We start from the raw sequence: 21003 nt of genomic DNA on the forward strand, positions 1-21003 counted from the left end.
TCCAAAGCAAGTCGTGAAGCTGGCGGAACTGATGAAATACAATTTGCGTTCGGTGAGATCGCACTTGTTGAGAGAAGAGTTTCAGCGGTTCTGGGAATACGCTTCGGCAGGTTGGGCTGGGAAGTTTCTCGACGAATGGTGCGCTCGAACGATGCGGTCTCGCCTGGAACCGATGAAGCGGGTCGCTCGCATGCTGCGAAACCATCGCAACCTAATTCTCAACTGGTTCCGAGCGCGGGGAGCGATTTCCGCAGGTGTCGTCGAGGGATTCAACAATAAGGCGAAACTGACTACCAAAAAAGCTTATGGTTTTCGCACCTATGAAGCGATCGAAATCGCTTTGTACCATCAACTTGGAAAGCTGCCAGAACCAGAATTCACCCACAGATTCTGGTGAGGAGGCAGATTTTTTTCATATCGTATAAAATAAATATTGCGAACTTTTTTATACCTGTATAACTTCTAAATGACTCAGCGGAAGTCACCACACGTTGAGCTCATTTCGAATGCCAACAAGACATCAATATCTGCGATGCCCCAACCACGACACACGGCCCAACACTTAGACAGAGCAATAGCGGCACAATCACGAAGACAACATCGATCCGTCTGCTGAATTCAGGGGAATAGGCACCTTAACGGTCCCGATGCGATGGCGACTATTGAAACGGTACGGCGTCAGTCCCGTCGGCAACCGTTCGCTGCCCGAAGAGAGGGGGACAGGCGCAACTTTCCGGCTCATTGGATTCCGCGGTGCATCGACCAGGGAAATCCATCCCTTTACTGCGGGAACATGAGCCAGTCGCCGACCTGTGAACGGTTGTGTCCCTTCGTTTCAGCAGACGGAGAAGAAATAGACGGCGAACAAGAGGTGGACGGGATTTTCGCCCGAGCGAAACACCATCCGAACTTCGGCATACTGTTCAACCTAATACATCTGTGATCGTAGGTGAAATCTCTTCAGACTGAGATCACATTTCGGTTTTGAATTGATGTGCCGTCGGCAAAAGCACATCAAATTGAGTTATTCATCACGGACCGCCACAGCGGAGCGTTCGGCCGCTCAACGGACGTGTGGGACATCCCGCATCGCTTCGAAACGTGAACAGCCTGCTGCTGTCATTAGCGACAGAGATCTGTCCTGGTGACTTCGCTGCGCGATCAGACCTTCGATTCTGCGTGGGCATGCATCGACACCACGACGTTTATTTTATGCAATCAGCAACCTGCATGACACTACTACCTATTACATCACGCGCACATTGAAACACGCAATATACACAAATATAACGAGCACAATAGAAAGCAAAAAGAAAGGAGCAATTGAGCCTTACTTTCGCGAGATTCGTTTCACACTCTTCAGACCAATCTTGTTCATTTGTCAATTTTTGACCGTTTGATCACTTTTCCTATTTTAGAGAGAACGTTTTCATGAGTCCTACCATGTCAAAATCAATTCATCGCGGCTTCACTTTGATCGAGCTTCTCGTGGTGATTGCCATCATTGCTGTTCTCATCGCGTTGCTGCTTCCGGCAGTACAGCAGGCGCGCGAAGCGGCGCGTCGTTCGCAGTGCGCGAACAACCTCAAACAAATTGGCCTGGCACTGCACAACTACCATGATGCTATGTCGATCTTCCCCTACGGTTCGGCCCACAATGCCATGGCATTCACGCAAGCCGGACAGACGGTCAACAACCACTCCGGCTGGCCATTGCTCTTGCCGTATTTGGACCAGACTCCGCTGTACAATAAGTTTGACTTTACTGCGGCGACGCGTAATAGCCTTTTCAGTGGCTGGGACAGTAGCAGTCAAGGAACCTTGGCTGGAACGACGACTGCACAGAATGCCAACATGGCCTTGTCCACTGTCCGCCTGTCGGTCTTGAGTTGCCCGAGCGATGCCGGCGCCGAGCTGTATACGTCCGCGACCTCGTACTACGGTTGCGGAGTGGCCGATAGTCAGTTGATCAATTATGGCTTCAGCGACACCGATGGCGGTCCCTGGGGATTGTGGGATAACGAAGGTCGAACGACGCGTGGCCTGTTCGGACAAAACTCACACTCCAAGATTCGCGACGTCGCGGACGGGACGAGTAACACCGCCGCGATCGTCGAGACCACACGCGAAGTGTGGGACGGCAACGGAAACGTCTGGGCCTGTAGCCAGTATGCCGGAAACGGTGTATTCCTTGGAGACGCACGTGGGATCAACATGCTGGTCTGCTGTGGGTGGGACAACCCAGTCCCCAACTCGCGGCCACGCATTTTGGGCAAGAATGGCGACTTCAACCTGCCGGGAAGTTCCCATGCGGGTGGTTGCTTTTGCCTTCTGGTGGACGGCTCTGTTCGCTTCTTGAACCAGACCATGGACTCGGTGACGCGACGCAACCTCAGCTACATCTCGGACGGAAACGTACTGGGAGAGTTTTAACAGCCTGTAACGATCAAGGGGGCACCGTTCACAGTCTGGCGAGTCGCTCATTTTTCCCGCGGCAAAGGGAAGAACGGCTCTGGTCGATGCACAGTGGATTCCAATGACGGTGGGGAATTGTGCCTGTCCCCCGCTTCGGATTATGAACGGTTGCACCAAAAGGAGACCGCCACACTGGCTTCGCGAATGTCAACGCATGCGCGAAGCACGCGGTCTCATTGTTTCGATGCGACAAGGAGTTCGTCGCGCGCCCGGACTCAGAATCGCGTGCAAGAGTCGCCAGGCCGCATTTTCCTGCGGCGCCTGCAAACACTCGATGCGTGAAAATCGAAGAAACCAACTCCGAATGGCCCGTCAAGTGGCGCCAATGGAGCAGCCAAGGTGAAATATGATGAGAAACGTTTGCAAGATATTTGTCCTGACATCGATGATGATTAGTTCGACATTTGTTGGTTGCGGAAAAAGTGATGGCCGATCCGTCAAACTCGTCCCGGTCCAAGGGACTGTGAAACTCGATGGTAAGCCGGTGGGAGGGGTATCCATCTTTTTCAACCCCTTGCCCAATACGCGTGGGACGGGTGCTTACGCAATCACTCGTGACGATGGATCGTACCAACTGACTCACGCCTCTGCGTCTCAGAAGCCGGGGGTTGAAGAAGGGAACTATGGGGTCACGTTTTCCAAGGTGACTCAACGCGATGGATCGCCAATCCCTCCGGATAAAACGCGAGCGGGCGTGGCGACCGTCGAAAAAATGCCGAAGATTTACACCAAATTCGATGCCACACGAGTCGTGGAAGGGGCGATCGTCAAAGCGGACACTTCGACGCTAAACTTCGAATTGGATTCGAAGAAGAAGCTGAAGACCGGCGGTGCGGGCGCACCGCAATAGTTGCCCCGAGTCGCTGAATGCAGTCGTCAATTCCGCGACTTCGGCGACAGCTTTGCCAGACCGAGTGTGGCCCAGGAGGCTGCCGCACAGTTGATTGGCGACATCAGTTTGGAACTGCCGGGAGACCCATCGGGGGTCGAGCGAGAGATCATCGGCCAACTGCCATCGGGCGTTTGCGTGGCGACCAGGAAATCAATCCCTCGTTTGATTTCTGGCTCGTTCGCCGCGCGTCCCGCGAGAGACAACACATACAGCGTCTGACCCGTGGCGAACGCGTCGCTTTTCGGCTCAGGCACCGTTTGGCTCCATCCGCCGTCGGGACGTTGCAAGGCGAGTAGCTCGTTGATCGTGACCTGCAGTGATTCGCGCGACTTTCCAGCCCGTACGCCCAATAGCAGCCTCAGGGCACGGTCTTGATGGAGGTTTGCTGAAGGGAGTGCGGCGTCGAACCAGGTGGCTGCTTTTGCCAGGGCGACACGGCGTGATTCGGGTGCGTCGGTCCCCGCCTCCGCCGTGAGCGCCATGATGATCCAGGCGGCATCGGTCGTTTGAGACTCATTGATCGGCGGCCGCCTAAGTGTCGCGAAGAATTCCCACGAGCCATCGGGTTGCTGCTTGCTAACAATCTCGTCTGCGATCAACTTCAGACTCTGTTTCTGCCCCTCATCCAATTCAGGCATCGCCTGCGAAGCCACTGCCAGAAATGGAAGCCCCATATTGAGACCCCGCCCCTGAGGACGTGGATCAGGGGTGTCTGCGGGATTCGGAAAGATCCTCGACGACATCAGTTTCTCCCGGCTCCCCAGCAGCGACTCGGTCGTCTCCTTCAGGTATTTTTGATCGATCGCGTACCCCTGCTGTGCCGCCTCACTCAACGCCCAGAGTGGCATGGGGAGATGATGGCAGGCCGCGCACTTCCGCGTCTTTAGCCAGGCCGCGCTTTCCGCCTGCAAGTACCCGATCGCGCGATCAATCGTCTGATGAACCTGCTCCACCGCAGCCGATGGAATTGCAGAAGGAACACCAGTCGGTTCGTCAGCAAAGACGAACACTTTGGACGAAAACCCGAGCAGAAACAGCGCGACAAGGGAAACGCGAGCCATGGCTTGATCCCTGCGAAAGGGGCGGCGACGGACCTCGTCACCAGAATGGAAACGTAGTTGATCCTATCCCGTTTCCGATGAATATTCGACCGCGAAAGCCCCCAGCCGGGATTCGGAGGCATTCCGCAACCGAGATCAGCGCGCGATTCCAGTGAAACGTCAGCGCCCACTTGACATCGCCCTGCATAGTGTATTACAGTCGCAATACACTATGCGAGTCATTTGATTTGATTTCACGAAGGGATGCTCATGAGCTCCCGGTTTTCATTGCAGTTTGAGATTCACCCGTCATCGGGTGTGCCGATCTATCGGCAGTTGATGGACCAGCTGCGCACGCTGATTGCCAGCGGCCGACTCGCGCCGGGAGAGCTGATTCCCAGCGTTCGGCAGATGGCGGAAGAGCTTCAAGTCAACTTGATGACCGTCTCCAAGGCCTACGCCCGACTTGAGGCTGACGGAGTGCTCGAGCGCGACCGCGGGATTGGAATGCGAGTGAAACCACCGCAGTCCGGTGGGACGAAGGCCGAACGATTGGAGCAACTTCGTCCGCTGGCAGAGCAACTGTCGATCCTGGCCTGGCAATTGAAGCTGACCGACGAACAGGTGTTGCAACTCGTCAAACAAGAACTCAAGGATCGCCCCACATGAACGCATTGTCGCGCCCATTGCCGGCCTCACCGCTTGTTGGTTCTGAGGCCGAATTCTCCGGACTGCCGCCCATCGTTTGCGAGGGGCTTCGCAAGCGTTTTGGGCACCATGAAGTCCTGTCCGGCGTCGATCTCACGATCCCTGCCGGTGCCGTCGTGGGATTGGTCGGCACGAACGGTGCCGGCAAATCGACGCTCATCAATTGCCTGTTGGGACTACTCAAACCTACCGGAGGAAACGCGAGAATCTGGGGCGAAGACCCATGGTTCCTAAGTGCACGGGCGAAGTCAAATCTCGGCTATGTGCCACAGACGGTGCAGCTTCAACCCTGGATGCGGGTCGAGCAACTTCTCGACTTCACTGCGGCCTTCTATGAGCATTGGGATCATCGTTGGACGGAGACGTTGCTCACGCGATTGGATCTACCCCGCGAACAGCGAGTTGGTCCGCTTTCGGTCGGTCAGCAGCAGAAACTGGCTCTGGCACTGGCGTTGGGACATCGCCCCTCGCTACTGATTCTCGACGAACCGGTCGCGAGCCTTGATCCCATCGCCCGCAGGGAATTGTTGGCGACGCTGATGGAGCTGGCGCTCGACAATCGACATACCGTGCTGTTTTCCACACACATCACGTCCGACCTCGAACGGATCGCGACGCATGTGGCGGTCCTACGCGAAGGAAAAATCGTTCTCTTCGATGAACTGGACTCCGTCAAAGACCGCGTGAAACGCCTCAGACTTACGGCAAGCTCTCCATTTCCCGAACGATTGATGATTCGTGCTGCGATTCGGACGCAGGTTGACGGCTGTCATGCGCTGGCGACTGTGACCGACCTGAGCGATGACCTGCTGGCCGAGCTACGTCAAAAGTTTAACGCGACGATCTCGGTCGAAGATCTCAATCTGGAAGATATCTTCGTGGAACTTCATCAACGGCCATCGGAACACGTTGGGGGGTTGCGATGACACCACACAGGCAAGCGATTTACGTCATATTGCGAGGTTACGCGACGTCATGGATGACCTGGGCTGTCGTCACGCTGGTGCTCACTGTGGACCTGGTGCTTGTTCATGGTCAAACGATCCACTGGAACGCGGTCGCCCCATTCGAGATCACGGGCGGTCGCTGGAGGCTGAACAACCTGCCGCATGAGCGCGGACAGGTGGATCGCCTGACGCTGAACGTTGGCGAGTTCCATCAGGCGACCAATGGAGCCCCCTCTCGACTCGGCGATCTCGGAAGCCTTCCCAACCTGAAGCATCTCGTCATCGACGGATCGCTGACATTGACGGAACCGCAGCTCATTGATGCGCTAGGACACCTGCGTCTAGAGTCGCTGTCGATTCGCCATCTGGGGGCGATGCAGAAAGGGGGCTGGGCCGCGCTCGAGCATCAACCACTGAAACGCCTGCAGATTCATTCGCTGGATTTACCAGATTGGAACGTCGTCCGCCTGCCGAAAACGATCGAGAGCCTGGATATTTCGTTTTCCTCGATTGTGATGGATCGCGACTCCACTCGTTCGCACCTAGAGATCCTGCGCGGATTGCCGAACCTGACGACGACGACTCTGCAGCTCTTCACAAGCCCCACGTCTGGACTCCGAAACATCGATCGAGACGTTTTGCAAAGCATCCCGACGTTAAGACGCGTCTATGTTGACCCGCAATATGCAGAACAGATTCAGCGCGAACTGCCTCGAGTCGCCGTCCGTCCCACCCGCTATCAATCGAATCGTGTTACAAATGCAACCGGTTTGGTTTTGGTCGGAATGATCGCGCTGTTTTTGATTTTGCATTTCCTTTCGCTCCAGTTCGCCGCGACATCCTCGGTACTCATCCCTCGATTTCACCTCGATCATTTCGGCGTCGCGTTTTCGATCTTCGCCCTGCTCGTGGTGACCCAGTTCCTGGCATTTTGGGGCAGTGGCTTTCACATCTGGGCAGCCATCGCGATGGCGGGCGCGGTGCTGATTCCCGCATATGCAATTACGATGGCGAGTGCCCGGACAATTCGTTTTGCGGGATTCATCAATGCCCCGTCCATGGGAGTGGCCATCGTCTTTTCGATGATGCTCGTCATGCTGACTGTCCTGTCTGACCGAGCCGAAGCAGATTGGATGTTTCAAGGCCAGCGGCCGGATCTAATCGTTGTGCTCGTCGCACTGGAAGTCATATCCGTCGTGGGGTTCTATCGATTCTTTGCGCGGCTCTCGCGAAATTTGACTGAAATGGCGGCGGGGTCCGTTCCCTATGAAATATGGAACGTTGCCGCCTGGCAACGCTGGGTGGCACAAGGCCAATTGAGCCGCCCCGATTCGTGGTTCGTAAGGCTGTCCTCACTCGGCCCGGAATCGCGACTTCGGGCGGCTCTGCGGTGTCCGCGAGAATCGTCGAAATACGCCTCCCGCCTCTGGCGGGCGGGAACGCCAATATCAGTGTTCGGATTTGCTTGCATCGCAACGTTGGTCATGTTGCTGGTCGGCTACGTCATGAATCTTTTCCTGCATGAGCTTTTGCACGGATCGGTGGGGTACATGACTTTCCAACAGGCCCTGTTCATGTTGGTCATGGGACCTTGGATGGCTCTGATGCAGTGGCGGCCGTACTTGTCACGCCATCTGCTGATGTCGCTTGGTCGACGAGAGTGGGTTCAGTTGGTGTTTCTCGAAACCGCGCATGATTTTCTTCCGGTCGTCTTTCTGGGCGGAATCAGCCTCATCGCTTATGCGTCTCAAGCTCCGTCACATTGGTGGTCGGCTTGGCACGTAGCGATGCTCGGACTCCCGATGATTGGACTCGTCTATGCAGTCCTGCTAGTCCTTATCGCCAGTCTCGATACGATACTCTCCGGTCCAGTTTTTTTCGGCGTGATCCTGGCATTCATCGCTTTCGTTGCAATGATTTGTACGGGGGCCTATATCTTCGTCTCCGTGCACGGTGAACCAGCATTCGAGGCTTGGCTCAACTGCCCACCCGTTTGGTGGGGGCCGCTCTGGATTCTTGCGCTGGCAATGATCGGAATCGCTTATCGTCGCTGGCTGTCTTGGGAACTGGGTACGATCGCTCGCTGACTCTATGCCTTGTCTCAATACTGATCACCCACATCAATCGCGGCAGATCAATTAGGGGCGTATCGAGACTTCGTGGCGGCTGTCCGACGTCAAAACTGTATCACGATTAGCAAGACCGGCGCGGCGATGGTCTATCACGGCACAGACAGAAATGTCAGAATATGTTGACTATTCGGTTTTCCGTCGATATCGTCAGGAAGAGTCCTGTACACTTGATTTGATGACGGGGTGTTGTTTGTGGCTGTTCATCGAAGGGTGAATTCGCAAAGGCAATTTTGTCGACAGATTCGCGTCGTGCAGCGGAGTTCCTTCGTTCTTGATGACCTGACTTCATCGCCGTTATCAAAACGTCAGTGAAGACTCGATGTCGTCGTCTCATTTCCCAGATTCGCAGTTCAATCATTCGTGGTTTCCAAGTCTGTAGGAGTTGCTACGCAACATTCCTAAAGGCTCTCGGTAACGCATTTCTCACGTAATGAGTCCATCGGTCGTTGCTTCCAACGTCACGATGATGTCTTTCCATTCACTCGCTCGAGCACGTTACGAGTTATCTGGCTTCCTACGTTCTGGTTCCAGTGCCTTTTTCCGAACTTTTTGTGAGGAGTTTACTGTGTCACAGACGAAACGCAGGCTTGGCTTTACGTTGATTGAATTGTTAGTTGTCATTGCCATCATCGCGGTATTAATTGCCTTGCTCTTACCCGCTGTACAGCAGGCGCGAGAGGCCGCCCGTCGAACGCAGTGCAAGAACAATTTGAAACAGTTCGGGCTGGCCCTTCATAACTATCACGACGTGGCCCTGACATTTCCTGGTGGGACGAATGGATCGGGTTGCCGCTCGTCAAGCACCTGTCCGACGGCCCAAACGGGGCGCAGCCGCATCAGCGCCTTTGTGCCACTGCTGCCTTACTACGACCAAGTGAATCTGTATAACCAGTACTCTGCACAACCCACAGCACCTTGGAGTCAACAGATTGCGACCTTGAAGCCGCATCCTTATTGGAACACCAAGATTGCGATGCTGATGTGCCCATCGGACATCAATCGAGTGCTGGACTCGTCTTCCTCCCTTGTCGGGATGCCAAGCACGAATTACTTGTTCTGCAACGGGGATGGCTCGCGGCTCATGTGCTCGTTTGACGAACTCGTCGATGGTCGTGATTGTACAAATACACGAGGGATGTTCGGCCAGCAGTCGCGTACGCGGATCGGCGATATCACTGACGGTACAAGCAACACGATCGCGATGTCGGAACATGTGACACCATCGGGATCGAATACGCTGGGATGGGTATTGAAAACTTACGGCGAATCCACCAACCCGCCGTCAGTGTGCGCGTCACAGTACAATCGGACGACGAGAACTTATGTCCAAGGAGACATTGAGGGTGACGACGGATTCCAAGGATCGCGATGGCCTGACGGCGGAGCATTATTCACGCGATTCAATACGATGCTTCCTCCGAATAGCGCGTCGTGTATTGAGGCCGACAACGAATGGACGGGCGGTGTGTTGAGCGCATCGAGCCGCCACGCAGGCGGAGTTCAAGTCCTGATGGCGGATGGTGCCGTTCGATTTGTCAGCGAGAACATTCACGCCGGAAATTCCGGAGCAGTGGAAGTCACTTCGGGTGTCAGCCCCTATGGCGTCTGGGGCGCACTGGGAACGAAATCGGGCGGGGAAGTCGTTGGAGAATTCTAAGGCAGTTTTGCCATTCTTCGACCATACGCCATCTTGACGTGCCGCCCGAGCGACACGTCAGGATGGCGATGTCGGCAGACGGTTTTGGAGGGAGCGCACTCCATACGGAATTGCGCTCCTCCGTTTTTCAGGACGACTCTTGAAGGGCATTTCCGATGCAAAATACTCGTCATGTTTGGTGGTGCGGCTTGATGATGTTGGGCTCGGTCGTCTTCATGGGATGCTCGAGCAACGGTGACAAATGGACCAAGGATCGCCCCAAGCTTTTCAAAAGCTCGGGTGTCGTAAAATACAAAAGTGAACCGGTCGAAGGTGCCATTGTCTTGTATCAAAGCGGAGAGCAGACCGCGCGTGGCCTGACAGACGCGGCTGGGAGATTCGTGCTCACAACCTTTGATGAGGGGGATGGGGCCATCGCCGGGACGCATAAGGTCTCGATTCGCAAGACGGTCTACGAGAAAAAGCCGACCAAGTACGATTCTCCTGAAGAGAGATCGGTGGCAAAGTTTCCCAAAGAGATGTTACCAGCCAAGTACGCGAAAGCGGATTCATCGGGCTTGACCGCCGAGATCAAATCCGGCGGAAAGAATCAGGAAACGTTTGAGCTTGATGATTGATTGCGTCTGCTCGCCTAAGTCGATGAAGACTCTGCCCCCGGTGTGACGACAACATCCGTGGCTGCAGAGTCTCGACATCCTTCACGTCGCTCTGGCCCCAGTTGGGCGCCATGTGTTCTCTGGGCGCTTTCGGGTGGTGCGGGAGACACAGAGCCACGGAGACACAGAGAAAAAGTTCAAAGACTGGCGGCCGTCTTGACGAAGCGAAACCATTGCGGCTCAGTAGTACGCAGATTCCAATTGTCCGCCGTTCAGAGGAGTTGGTGCGATCATGACCAAGAGCCCAAGTCCGCGAGTCAACCGCCGCCAGTTTCTGGCGGCCTCGTCTGCCGCAACGATGGCGCTGCCGTATTTCGTGCCGGCCAGGGCCTTTGGTGCCAATGATCGGATTCGCACCGGACACATCGGTGTCGGCGGACGGGGAATGGGACATCTCGATGGATTCATTGAGCAAGTGGTTGCTGTTTGCGATGTTGACAAGTCACATCTTGCTGAAGCCGTCAAGCATTTGAAGAGCAAAGGACGCCAGGTCGACGCCTATAGTGACTATCGTCGATTGCTCGAACGCAAAGACCTTGACGCGGTTGTCATTGCCACGCCAGACCACTGGCATGCCCTGCCGACGATTGATGCCTGCAGCGCCGGAAAAGATGTGTTTGTGGAAAAGCCACTGTCACTCACTGTGGCTGAAGGCCGGAAAATGGTCGAGGCGGCCCGTCGGTACGAGCGAGTCGTCCAGACGGGCTCTCAACAGCGGTCAGATCCCTTGTTCCGCCGAGCCGTCGAATTGATTCGCTCCGGCAGGCTTGGTCGGTTGAAGCAGATCCTTGTGGGTATTCCGCAGGTCAGGTTCCGCGGGACCAAGATCGCCGACTCCGCCCCCCCACCAGAGCTAGACTTCAATTTCTGGCTGGGGCCCGCACCGCTGCGTCCCTACAACGCCAATCAGGTTCACTACAACTTTCGGTATTTCTGGGATTATTCCGGCGGTCAGATGACCAACTGGGGAGCGCATCATATCGACATCGCGCAGTGGGCACTTGATGCGGATCATAGTGGACCCATCGAGATTGAAGGGACAGCGACGTTCGATGGGAAGGGGCTTTACGATGTGACGTCGACTTGCAGGGCGACTCATACCTTCGCAAATGGAGTCCAGTTGACCGTAGGTCAACTGCAGAACGACATCCCGCTGGGGGCAACGTTCATTGGCACGGCTGGGCGGTTGTACGTCGATCGGGGAAAGATAGAAAGCACCCCTGCAGAGTTGATGAAAGAGCCGCTGGCAGCCGACGCCGTTCATCTGGAAGTGAGTAACGACCACACACAGAATTTTCTGGACTGCATCAAATCGCGGAAGGCTCCGATTAGTGATGTCGAAATTGGGCATCGTAGTGCGACGCTTTGTCACCTCGGAAACATCGCCGTTCGTCTCGGCAGAAAGATCCACTGGGACGCTGCCTCGGAGAAGATCTTGGGTGATCCAGAGGCGCTGTCGATGCTGGAGCGTCCCAGTCGCGCGCCTTGGGCGTTGTCGTAGACGACCGCCAATCCATTCGTCGCGATCAAGGCCATTCCTTTTCGTGTGTTACCCACCCGACGCGCGCAGCGGCGACCCGGATTTTCAGGTGGAAATCTCGATCCCACCCGTCGGTGCGTGACATAAGCCTGATCGAGCAGCCCGTTGAAGTAAGTGGGAGAGGCACCTTGGTCGTCGGGACATCGTGGTGTTTCTGATCTGCATGGAGCCAGTCCCCGTTCTGTCAACTGGCTGCGCGCCCGTCACGAAGGCGCGGCCTGCTTCGATTCCGGCGATTGAGGTTGAGCGGGTTGGATCGACAGATCCAGCGTCAAAACATAGACCACCATTCCAATGAGCATCAGGCACACCGCGATCCTGAACTTCCAGTCATGATGTGCTCGCTTCCAATAAGGATGCTTGGGATCATGCCGATCATGAGCGTGGTCCGAATTCGAATGTTCGTGCGCCGGATGATTCATGGGGTTCCTGACTGCGTGATGTGAACGTGTTTTTCGGCGTACGACATTTCAGTCATTGCGGCGAGCCTCAGGTGAGATTAGAAACACATTGAAGTTGGTCTCGAGCAGTTCGGAAATCAAGTATTTCAAAAATTTCGACCGGAGCCATGCGACATCCGCTAAGCTAAAAGTTCTTTCACGACGACGGGACTTTCAACGCCGGTCAGGCGCTGGTCGAGGCCCTGGAACTTGACCGTAAAACGTTCATGATCGATGCCCAGGCAGTGCAAAATGGTCGCATTGAGATCATTGATATGGACCGGTTTGTCGACCACGTTGTAGCTGAAGTCATCAGTCTCACCGTAAACTTGCCCGCCTTTGATGCCGCCACCAGCCATCCACATGCAGAAGTTTCGGGGATGATGATCTCGGCCATAATTGTCCTTGGTGAGCGTTCCCTGTGAGTACACAGTCCGACCGAATTCGCCTCCCCAAACGACCAATGTTCGATCGAGCATTCCCCGCTGCTTGAGATCGGTCAACAAGGCGCCGATCGCCTGGTCAGTGTCTTCACACTGCGATCTGAGGTCGCGCGGAAGGTTGCCGTGCTGGTCCCAACCTCGATGAAGCAGTTGCACCGCGCGGACGCCGCGTTCGACCAATCGTCGGGCGAGCAGGGTGCTGGCGGCGAACGTTCCCGGTTTCGTCACGTCTGGCCCGTAGAGTTCGAGTGTCGCGGCGGATTCATGGCTCAAGTCCGTCAATTCCGGCACGCTGGTCTGCATGCGGTACGCCATTTCGTACTGCGCCATACGCGTCAGCGTTTCAGGATCGCCTAGTTGGTCGAGTGTCCGCTGATTGAGAGCCCCCAGCGTGTCTAACATGGCACGTCGGTTTTGGGCACTGACGCCGGGCGGGTTCTGGACATAGAGCACCGGATCGCCGATATGGCGCAAGGCGACGCCCGTGTATTTGCTCGAAAGAAACCCGCTGGACCACATGCGCGTGAACAGGGCCTGAGCTGCGGCCCCCGATTTCCAGGTCGGGGTGAGCACAACGAAACTCGGCAGGTCGTTGCTTTCGCTGCCCAAACCGTACGACAGCCAAGACCCCAAGCTCGGCTTGCCCGGGACTTCACTGCCTGTCATGACGAAGGTACAGGCCGGATCGTGGTTGATTGCGTTGGTGTGAACGGACTTGACCAACGCGATGTCGTCAACGCATTTGGCGGTATGCGGCAGCAATTCGCTAACCCACGTACCACACTGACCGTGCTGACTGAACTTGAACATGGACGGCGCGACCGGAAGCCGTGTCTGCCCACTGGTCATGGTCGTGATGCGTTGGCCTTTGCGAATCGTTTCTGGCAGATCCTGATCGTAAAATTCGGCCAGTTTCGGTTTGTAGTCCCACATGTCGAGCTGTGCAGGCCCGCCGTTCATATGCAGATAAATAATACTGTCGGCCTTGGGGGCAAAATGGGGAAGCCCCGGCAATGCGGCATGCATTCGGTTCGAATTCACCGAGTCTCCGGCATTCAGGGACGACGCGGCACAGAGCCCTAAGCCGAGCCCACCCAGGCGAATTCCGGTATTTCCCAGAAATTGACGGCGATTGAGTGCCCACAGATGATCATTGATTGGATTCATGTTGTCTGTTCCTCGTTCAGCAGCCTGCGTCTGTGCAGCGATCGTTTCAATCGTGTGCGGCCCGTGTCGATCACACGGAGAGACTTCCCGGGCTTCAACTTTGTTCGGTGCCTTGATCGCGATTGATCAAATGGCCCCTGACGTTCGGGGTTCAATTCCGATTCAACGCTTCGTCGGTATTCAGAATCAGATTTGAGATCATCGTCCATGCGGCAGTCTCGGCTTCGGACGCAATGCCCTTGGGCTTCGATTCACCAACATGAATGGCCAGATGAGCGGCTTGGGGATCATTGGAGAACAAGGCGAGCTGCTTGTCGAACGCCCCCGTCAACAGTTGGATTTCGTCGGACGAAGGAAGGCGCGACAACACGATCTGATACAGAAACGTGAGTCGTTCGGCGGTTGTCTTGCCCCCTTCAGAGAGTGCCCGTTCAGCCAAAGCTCGTGCGGCCTCGAAGTGCTGGATGTCATTCATCAGTTGCAGTGCCTGCAGCGGTGTGTTGCTGCGTTCGCGGACGGTGCAAACCTGTTCGCGGTTGGGGGCGTCAAAGTTCGACATGAACGGCGGGGGTGCCGTCCGTTTCAAGAAGACGTAAATGCTACGACGATAAAGCGACTCACCATGGTCTTGCAGGTAATAGCGGGTATTGCTATCCGAATAGCCGACAGGCTCCCAGATATTTGCCGGTTGGTAGGGCCGGACACCGCGGCCCCCCATCGTCAGGTCGATCAACCCGCTCACGAACAAGACGTTGTCTCGGACCTGTTCGGCGTCAAGCCGCAAGCGGGGCCCCCGCGCATACAGGCGGTTTTCGATATCAGCCGCCTTGACGTCAGGAGTCAGTCGTGTTTGCCGCCGAAACGCATCCGAGACAAGCAGTAGTTTGACAAGGTTCTTCGTGTTCCAGCCCGAAGCACGGTATTCGGAGGCCAGCCAGTCGAGCAGTTCTGGATGACTGGGAACGGCCCCTTGCGTCCCGAAGTCAAAACTGGTTTTGACCAGACCCGTTCCAAACACCTGCTGCCAAAGTCGATTGACCGTAACGCGCGCGGTGAGTGGATTTTCAGGGGCGACAAGCCACTTGGCGAGATCCAGACGATTCAGGCGTGCGTCTGGCGCTGGCTTGGCAATCGCAGGCAGAACGACGGGCACGGCAGGTTCGACGGGGTCTCCCTTTTTGTCATATTGGCCGCGAACCATCACGAATGACTCGCGAGGTTTGTCGATGTCTTTGTAGATAAACGTTCCTGGTGCTGAATCTTCAGCGACGACCTTGGCGGTCCGAGCGGTTTCCCAGGCGCTGCGAGCGGACGCGATTTCGTCGTTCTGGGGACGAGCGACGAATCCCAGGTAATATCGACGCAGCTTTGCCAGCTCGTCCGGCGACAATACCTTCTCGGGGCCGGCCTGGATGATGGGGTTGAGTTCGCCGGGCAAGTCGGGAGGGGCCTTATTTCCCAAACTTTTTCGCCAGACGGAAACGGATTCCAGCGGATCATTGGCGGGAACCGACTGCCCCGTCAGTACGACCGCGTCCCAATACGCGATGCCACCGGTTTGCGTAAATTTGATTCCGTTCAGTCGATCTCCGGCCTTCAAGCCCAAGTCCGAGGCGAGGATCGTGATCTTATTCCAAACTCCATGTTCAATTTTTGACGGCGTCTCGCCCGCGCGGGCAAGGCTGTTGTCGGCCTTCGTCCAAGTCACACTCTTTCCGCCGGTATCACCGAAACTGATCGACGTGGGAGGATCGGCCGCTTCGACACGAATCGAGAATTCGAACGCGGCCTCTTCGGGGATGACGAGCGGAGCAAGTTTGAACTCCACCTGGTCGTTGTAGGCGGCACCGAATGCTTGCCGAATGACACGCCGTCCCGACGCCGCATGGAATTTGGGATCGGTGATCCAGTCGATTGGGTTTCGCGACGAACTTCGAATTGCTGCCCCGAGGGGAAAGATGTCGTCGAACAAGACGTCTCGAACCGGTTTCCGAGCCACAGGGGATGTGGACTCGGCGGGATCAACATAGGCGGTGTCGGCCACAATGGTCTCGATCCATTCGCGAGAATCCTGTTCCACTTTCGCCGCATGCGTCGCCGTGGCCATTTGCTTCTGCTGGGGCAGTTTCATGAAGGGGGCGGTGACGTTGGTGTTGCCATCCATTGCCGGGTCAGCAGCGCTGTTGAAGAACGCGTACAGCGAGTAAAACTCTTTCGTCGTGATCGGATCGTATTTGTGATCGTGACAGACGGCGCATCCGGCGGTCAGGCCGAGCCAAACTTGCGCGACCGCGGTCGTCCGTTCCACGGCATAGCGATAGAGAAGTTCGTCGTTAATCGAACCACCTTCGCTGGATGTGACATTGCAGCGATTGAACCCCGTCGCCACCAGTTGTTCGGTCGTAGGATTGGGGAGCAGATCACCGGCAACTTGCCAGATCGTGAACTGATCGAATGGCAGGTTGTCGTTGAATGCTTTGATCACCCAATCACGATAGGCCCACATTTGCCGCTCGTTGTCGAGATGCAGGCCATGCGTATCGGCGTAGCGCGCGACGTCGAGCCAATGTTTGGCCATCTCTTCACCGTAGCGTGGCGACGCCAGGTAGCGGTCGATCATTCGTTCATAGGCACCTGGTGCGGCATCGGCGCGAAATTCTTCCTGTTCATTGAGGGTGGGCGGCAATCCGGTCAGTGTGAAGGACACTCGTCGAATGAGCGTCTCGCGAGCGGCGTCTGGCTGTGTCAACAGTCCGGCCGCCTGCAATTGGCGGTTCAAAAATCGATCAATGGTATTGGTTGCGTTCGGATGTTCCGGCGGTTGCGGCTGGCGGATCGTCTCGAAAGCCCAGTGCTTCTGGTAGTTGCCCCCTTGTTCCACCCACCGCTTCAGAATCTCTTTTTGGGTGTCGGTGAGCGTCTTCTTCGATTCTGGCGGGGGCATGATTTCTGATTCATCGGTCGAGGTGATACGCTGAACCAGTGGGCTGTCGCCTGGTTTTCCAGGGATCACAGCGGGAGCCTTGCCGTGCAAAACACCTTCGGCGGTGTCCAGACGGAGTTCGGCCTTGCGGGTCGTGGCATCGGGTCCGTGACAATGAATGCATTTGTCCGCCAGTATGGGACGGACGTCACGGTTGAATGAGACCAATCCATCTGCTGCTGCGGCGAACCCATTGCACGAAATAAGCATGCTGAGGCAGCTCAGGACGAGCAGCCCCTGTCGTATGTGACCAATCCGCGTCATACATCGTCCCCACGTATCGTTTCACTGGCCAGACAGAGTTCGGCGCAAGGTGCCGGAATCAATCAACTGACATCCCATCAATCTACCGGCGGAGTCAGCCCTTTGTCGAACGCCAGGCGGATTGCGCTGCGTTTCAATTGGGCGGGTCAAGGATTTTGCGATCTCCCGTTCTCGTTCAGAAACCGCCAACGAGACCCGTTATGTTTTCCCAACCTTATGCTGGTACGCTACGATTTGGCCCGGTCCAGTCGACTGTTGGCTCCAACCGTTTCGATTGCCATTGGCCGTCCGTTGCTACTGGCAATTCACTGTGGTTTGTCGCGTTTGCGGAAAGTGAATGCATGCGTCTCAATTCCGTTTGCATCTGTGCGCTATTTGTCGCCAGTGGATTGTTCTCGTCAGACTTGCTGCAGGCGGCAGAGAATGCGAAGTCCGATCGCCCGAACGTATTGCTCATGATTGTTGATGATTTGGGGAAAACGGACATCGTCGTCGATGGCTCGACGTTCTATGAAACACCTCATCTGGATGGATTAGCAAAATCCGGAGTACGGATGACGAACTTCTACTCTGCTCACCCCGTCTGCTCGCCGACGCGGGCTGCGCTCATGACCGGAAAAGTGCCACAGCGTCTGGGAATCACGGACTGGATTCATCCTGGCTCGGGAATTGTGCTTCCTCCAAGTGAAACGACCTTGGGAGAGGCCTTTCAGCAACAGGGCTATCAGACGGCGTATCTGGGTAAATGGCATCTGGGCGAGGATGACGCCAGCCTGCCGACCAAGCATGGCTTTGAGTGGATCAAGGGCGTGAACCGAGGGGGATCACCTGGTTCGTACTATTTTCCGTTTCATCAACACGTCAACAAGCCTTCGATTCTGGATGTTCCAGATTTCGGCTCGGTCGATGAGTCGTCGTATTTGACCGACGTGTTGACGACGGCCGCCATCGAGTTTCTGCACCAGCGCGACACACGGCGGCCCTTCTTCGCGTGCCTGGGGCATTATTCAATTCACACCCCGATTCAACCGCCAAAAGATCTGCCGCAAAAGTATCGAGACAAGGCAGAGGACTTCTTTTCTGTTTCGGACACACCGACACGGCCCGCGCCATTTGGCTCGACGTCGCGCGGTCGGCAGGATGACCCCAACTATGCGGCCATGATTGAGAACTTGGATCAGAATATCGGTCGTATCCTGACGACGCTCGAAGAGCTGGGTCAGCGGCAGAATACGATCGTCGTGTTCACGTCCGACAATGGTGGATTGTGTACAATGGGGACGAATCGGAAGGTGGGCCCCACCTGCAATTTGCCGTGGCGCGCAGGAAAGGGATGGACGTACGAAGGAGGAATTCGCATTCCGACATACATTTCGTGGCCGAGCGGTCTTAAGCCTTCGACCTGCGATGTACCGAGTTACTCTGCAGACCTCTACCCCACCTTGCTTGAGCTTTGTGGGCTTCCATTGCAGCCGACACAGCATTTGGATGGACGGTCACTGACCGGTGCCTTCCGCGGACAAGCGGATGAAAATCTGAAAAAGCGTTCGATCGGTTGGTACTATCCTCACGACCACGGTTCGGGCCACAAAGCGTCTGCGGCAATCCAACGCGAATCCTGGAAGTTGATTCACTACCTAGAGAGTCAGACTTCGGAACTCTACAATCTTGTGAACGACCCTGAAGAATCCAACAATCTGAGTATGACCGAGCCAGAACGAATGAAGACGATGCTGGCCGAACTGAAACGCTGGATTGATGAGACGAAGGCGAAGTAGGTACTTAGCGGCGGCATGGTTTGAATGACGCCTTTGTACTCAATTGAAACACGCGAATTGAAATCCATTCCTGTAAAGGCAGTCCGATGAAGGGCCCTGGCTATAAAGTGACTGGCGACGTACGTCGGACCTGGCGCTGTGCGAAGTGTGGCCGGGAACGCAAGTTATCCGGAGATGTCACGACGCTGTACTGCGGTTGTCAGGAGGAGAGTTGGATGCAGATTGTCGCCGAGCGTGTGATGGCTCCGCGGCCGTTGCAGCGTCCCAGCGATGTCGAACGACGTCCTATCGATTTCGGGATCGAGGCGCCGCCACCAGCACCGGTTAAGCCCGAAGCCACCATCATCAAGTCGGCTGTCGATCGAGAAACGATCCAGGCATTGGAAGTCACCGTCATCGAATCGAAAACACAGACAACGATCGTGGAGTCGATTTCAGAAGTGACAATTGAACCCAAACGGGACGTTACGACCGAGGATGATTGGGGCGATGGCATCCTGTGAAACGGACGCCTCCCCAATAAATCCGAATCGGCACCTAAAAACGTCGGATAGACGCCCGTGTATTCGGCGCTGGTCGATACGGTCTGCGGTCGATACGAACCCGGATTTCAGTCTGGCATTTCGTTTTTCAGCCAGGCGAACACGATATCGCCAATTTGCTGGTAGCCCGCCCCCGCGGGATGCACGCCATTCGACTGACGCGTGATCTTGATATCGGTCGTTCCATTCGCAGCCACTTGCTCTGTCGGATAGTTATTGACGCAGTCGAGTCCGAGATACGTCGGGATGAGGCGCAATGGATTCACTTTGGCAGTACCCGGTTGCGCGCGACCATATCGCTCGAACATACGTTCCACGACACGATGCTGGTTGCGGCGATACTGCCATCGCGTTTGACCGCTGCCGTAGTTCGAGCCGAAGGCATCCTGGCTGGCGGCAGGTGGCACCGGTAGCATCAGACTGATCTTCGTCGAGGGGCTCGCCGTCTGCAGCATTTCGACGAGCTGATCGAGGTACTTCAACATCTCGTCGACGCCGGCCTCGATCGTGTCGTCATCAAATGAAAATGTGTCATTCGGCCCCAGAAAGATCGTGGCCACGTCAGGAAAACGCCCCTCGTTGACATCACGGCAGTACGCCGTGAAATCGAGCCGCGGCGCCTCGTTCTCAGGTTTGTACAGAAACGGGCTTCCCCGTTTGGCGTACTCGCCCGTCCTCGCGGTTTCGGTGTAATGAGTCACAAATCGCTTCGCAGTCCAACCACCGTAACCTTCATGGCGAAGCATCGGGTTTTCGGGCTTCGGCGTATGCGATCCCACGAGGACGACTTTGGGCCCCGCAGACGACTCGCTGCGTTCGACGACGCGTTGCGGGTACGTTGACGCATGTGTCAGACTATCACCAATCATTAAGACGGTTAAACTTTTTCCAGTACCGCGATTGGCCGCAGCAACTTGAACGATGCAGCGGGCAGAAATGAGTTTGCGATTGGCTTCGTCTCGAACGATCAGCTCCAGCGGATGCGCCCCGACATCAGCCTCAGTGGGCACCCATGTCCAACGTTCTGATTGTTGACGCCCTTTGGCACAGACGACATCAAAGAGAAGGCGTCCCGGTAGAGCTGTCAGGACCACATTGTCAAAATAGAGATTGCATTCGATCCCCACGACGGCCGGAATGGTTTCGGGAAGGATCAGTCGAGATGTCGACAATGCATTCGTGGCGACGGATTTTGATTCCTGTTCCGGTTCTGCCGCAAGCGTTCTGACTGTCGCCAGAAGTAACGCCAGGAACACAAACTGCCATGGATGCGTGCTGGATTGCAAAATCGGTTCTCCTGACTGCGGAATTCCGTAACGAGAGTCGTTCAGCGATGCGA

The 21003-nt window shown here is 55.8% G+C and carries 16 protein-coding genes; 11 read left to right on the plus strand and 5 right to left on the minus strand.

From position 1 onward, the window contains the following. The 3 genes from OSO_RS43100 to OSO_RS0111410 all read left to right on the plus strand — a co-directional run. A partial coding sequence (locus OSO_RS43100) for a transposase (RefSeq protein WP_010583469.1) occupies window positions 1–397 on the plus strand: 397 nt, incomplete at its 5' end. A 1046-nt stretch (window positions 398–1443) separates the two neighbouring features. Beyond that, window positions 1444–2433 carry a DUF1559 domain-containing protein gene (locus OSO_RS0111400; RefSeq protein WP_010583470.1) on the plus strand — a complete coding sequence of 330 codons (990 nt, stop codon included), beginning with the start codon at window positions 1444–1446 and terminating at the stop codon, window positions 2431–2433. 388 nt (window positions 2434–2821) lie between these two features. Beyond that, window positions 2822–3325: a hypothetical protein gene (locus OSO_RS0111410; protein ID WP_010583471.1), complete on the plus strand. Its 504-nt coding sequence runs from the start codon at window positions 2822–2824 to the stop codon at window positions 3323–3325. 26 nt (window positions 3326–3351) lie between these two features. On the opposite strand, the gene OSO_RS0111415 is transcribed toward OSO_RS0111410, so the two are convergent. Then, window positions 3352–4428 (minus strand): prenyltransferase/squalene oxidase repeat-containing protein, encoded by a 1077-nt coding sequence (locus tag OSO_RS0111415; RefSeq protein ID WP_010583472.1) that lies wholly within the window; start codon window positions 4426–4428, stop codon window positions 3352–3354. Window positions 4429–4677: 249 nt separating this feature from the next. Between OSO_RS0111415 and OSO_RS0111425 the strand changes: the two genes are divergently transcribed. The 6 genes from OSO_RS0111425 to OSO_RS0111455 all read left to right on the plus strand — a co-directional run bounded on the left by OSO_RS0111425 (window position 4678) and on the right by OSO_RS0111455 (window position 12008). Further along, on the plus strand, window positions 4678–5076 hold the full coding sequence (locus tag OSO_RS0111425; RefSeq protein WP_010583473.1) for a GntR family transcriptional regulator: 399 nt from the start codon (window positions 4678–4680) through the stop codon (window positions 5074–5076). Then, a complete protein-coding gene (locus OSO_RS0111430) occupies window positions 5073–6041 on the plus strand; it encodes an ABC transporter ATP-binding protein (protein ID WP_010583474.1) in 969 nt (322 codons plus the stop codon). The genes OSO_RS0111425 and OSO_RS0111430 overlap by 4 nt, the downstream gene beginning before the upstream one ends. Further along, window positions 6038–8149, plus strand: coding sequence for a hypothetical protein (locus OSO_RS0111435; protein ID WP_010583475.1), 2112 nt, complete (start codon window positions 6038–6040; stop codon window positions 8147–8149). The genes OSO_RS0111430 and OSO_RS0111435 overlap by 4 nt, the downstream gene beginning before the upstream one ends. A 610-nt stretch (window positions 8150–8759) precedes the next feature. Next, a complete protein-coding gene (locus OSO_RS0111445; RefSeq protein WP_010583477.1) occupies window positions 8760–9851 on the plus strand; it encodes a DUF1559 domain-containing protein in 1092 nt (363 codons plus the stop codon). 155 nt (window positions 9852–10006) lie between these two features. Next, window positions 10007–10468: a carboxypeptidase-like regulatory domain-containing protein gene (locus tag OSO_RS43105; RefSeq protein WP_010583478.1), complete on the plus strand. Its 462-nt coding sequence runs from the start codon at window positions 10007–10009 to the stop codon at window positions 10466–10468. 271 nt (window positions 10469–10739) lie between these two features. After that, on the plus strand, window positions 10740–12008 hold the full coding sequence (locus tag OSO_RS0111455) for a Gfo/Idh/MocA family protein (protein ID WP_010583479.1): 1269 nt from the start codon (window positions 10740–10742) through the stop codon (window positions 12006–12008). Between the two features lie 242 nt (window positions 12009–12250). On the opposite strand, the gene OSO_RS0111460 is transcribed toward OSO_RS0111455, so the two are convergent. The 3 genes from OSO_RS0111460 to OSO_RS0111475 form a co-directional block, all read right to left on the minus strand. Then, on the minus strand, window positions 12251–12469 hold the full coding sequence (locus tag OSO_RS0111460; RefSeq protein WP_010583480.1) for a hypothetical protein: 219 nt from the start codon (window positions 12467–12469) through the stop codon (window positions 12251–12253). A 158-nt stretch (window positions 12470–12627) separates the two neighbouring features. Further along, window positions 12628–14097, minus strand: coding sequence for a DUF1501 domain-containing protein (locus tag OSO_RS0111465; RefSeq protein WP_010583481.1), 1470 nt, complete (start codon window positions 14095–14097; stop codon window positions 12628–12630). A gap of 151 nt (window positions 14098–14248) precedes the next feature. Continuing rightward, window positions 14249–17344 carry a PSD1 and planctomycete cytochrome C domain-containing protein gene (locus OSO_RS0111475; protein ID WP_010583482.1) on the minus strand — a complete coding sequence of 1032 codons (3096 nt, stop codon included), beginning with the start codon at window positions 17342–17344 and terminating at the stop codon, window positions 14249–14251. A 341-nt stretch (window positions 17345–17685) separates the two neighbouring features. On the opposite strand from OSO_RS0111475, the gene OSO_RS0111480 reads away from it, so the two are divergent. Together OSO_RS0111480 and OSO_RS0111485 are read left to right on the plus strand one after the other, a co-directional pair. Beyond that, on the plus strand, window positions 17686–19122 hold the full coding sequence (locus tag OSO_RS0111480) for a sulfatase (protein ID WP_029246905.1): 1437 nt from the start codon (window positions 17686–17688) through the stop codon (window positions 19120–19122). A 215-nt stretch (window positions 19123–19337) separates the two neighbouring features. Next, window positions 19338–19625: a hypothetical protein gene (locus OSO_RS0111485; protein WP_010583484.1), complete on the plus strand. Its 288-nt coding sequence runs from the start codon at window positions 19338–19340 to the stop codon at window positions 19623–19625. 107 nt (window positions 19626–19732) lie between these two features. Here the strand turns inward: OSO_RS0111485 and OSO_RS0111490 are convergent, their stop codons facing one another. After that, window positions 19733–20950 (minus strand): SGNH/GDSL hydrolase family protein, encoded by a 1218-nt coding sequence (locus tag OSO_RS0111490; protein WP_010583485.1) that lies wholly within the window; start codon window positions 20948–20950, stop codon window positions 19733–19735. Window positions 20951–21003 lie beyond the last annotated feature (53 nt).

Source organism: Schlesneria paludicola DSM 18645 (genome assembly GCF_000255655.1).
Classification (GTDB): Bacteria; Planctomycetota; Planctomycetia; order Planctomycetales; family Planctomycetaceae; genus Schlesneria; species Schlesneria paludicola.

Coding starts and splice junctions, on each gene's coding strand:
- OSO_RS0111485 (WP_010583484.1), top strand. CDS start 19,338: ATGCAGATTGTCGCCGAGCGTGTGATGGCTCCGCGGCCGTTGCAGCGT.
- OSO_RS0111410 (WP_010583471.1), top strand. CDS start 2,822: ATGATGAGAAACGTTTGCAAGATATTTGTCCTGACATCGATGATGATT.
- OSO_RS0111425 (WP_010583473.1), top strand. CDS start 4,678: ATGAGCTCCCGGTTTTCATTGCAGTTTGAGATTCACCCGTCATCGGGT.
- OSO_RS0111400 (WP_010583470.1), top strand. CDS start 1,444: ATGTCAAAATCAATTCATCGCGGCTTCACTTTGATCGAGCTTCTCGTG.
- OSO_RS0111455 (WP_010583479.1), top strand. CDS start 10,740: ATGACCAAGAGCCCAAGTCCGCGAGTCAACCGCCGCCAGTTTCTGGCG.
- OSO_RS0111465 (WP_010583481.1), bottom strand. CDS start 14,097: ATGAATCCAATCAATGATCATCTGTGGGCACTCAATCGCCGTCAATTT.
- OSO_RS0111460 (WP_010583480.1), bottom strand. CDS start 12,469: ATGAATCATCCGGCGCACGAACATTCGAATTCGGACCACGCTCATGAT.
- OSO_RS0111430 (WP_010583474.1), top strand. CDS start 5,073: ATGAACGCATTGTCGCGCCCATTGCCGGCCTCACCGCTTGTTGGTTCT.
- OSO_RS0111480 (WP_029246905.1), top strand. CDS start 17,686: ATGCGTCTCAATTCCGTTTGCATCTGTGCGCTATTTGTCGCCAGTGGA.
- OSO_RS43105 (WP_010583478.1), top strand. CDS start 10,007: ATGCAAAATACTCGTCATGTTTGGTGGTGCGGCTTGATGATGTTGGGC.
- OSO_RS0111435 (WP_010583475.1), top strand. CDS start 6,038: ATGACACCACACAGGCAAGCGATTTACGTCATATTGCGAGGTTACGCG.
- OSO_RS0111475 (WP_010583482.1), bottom strand. CDS start 17,344: ATGACGCGGATTGGTCACATACGACAGGGGCTGCTCGTCCTGAGCTGC.
- OSO_RS0111415 (WP_010583472.1), bottom strand. CDS start 4,428: ATGGCTCGCGTTTCCCTTGTCGCGCTGTTTCTGCTCGGGTTTTCGTCC.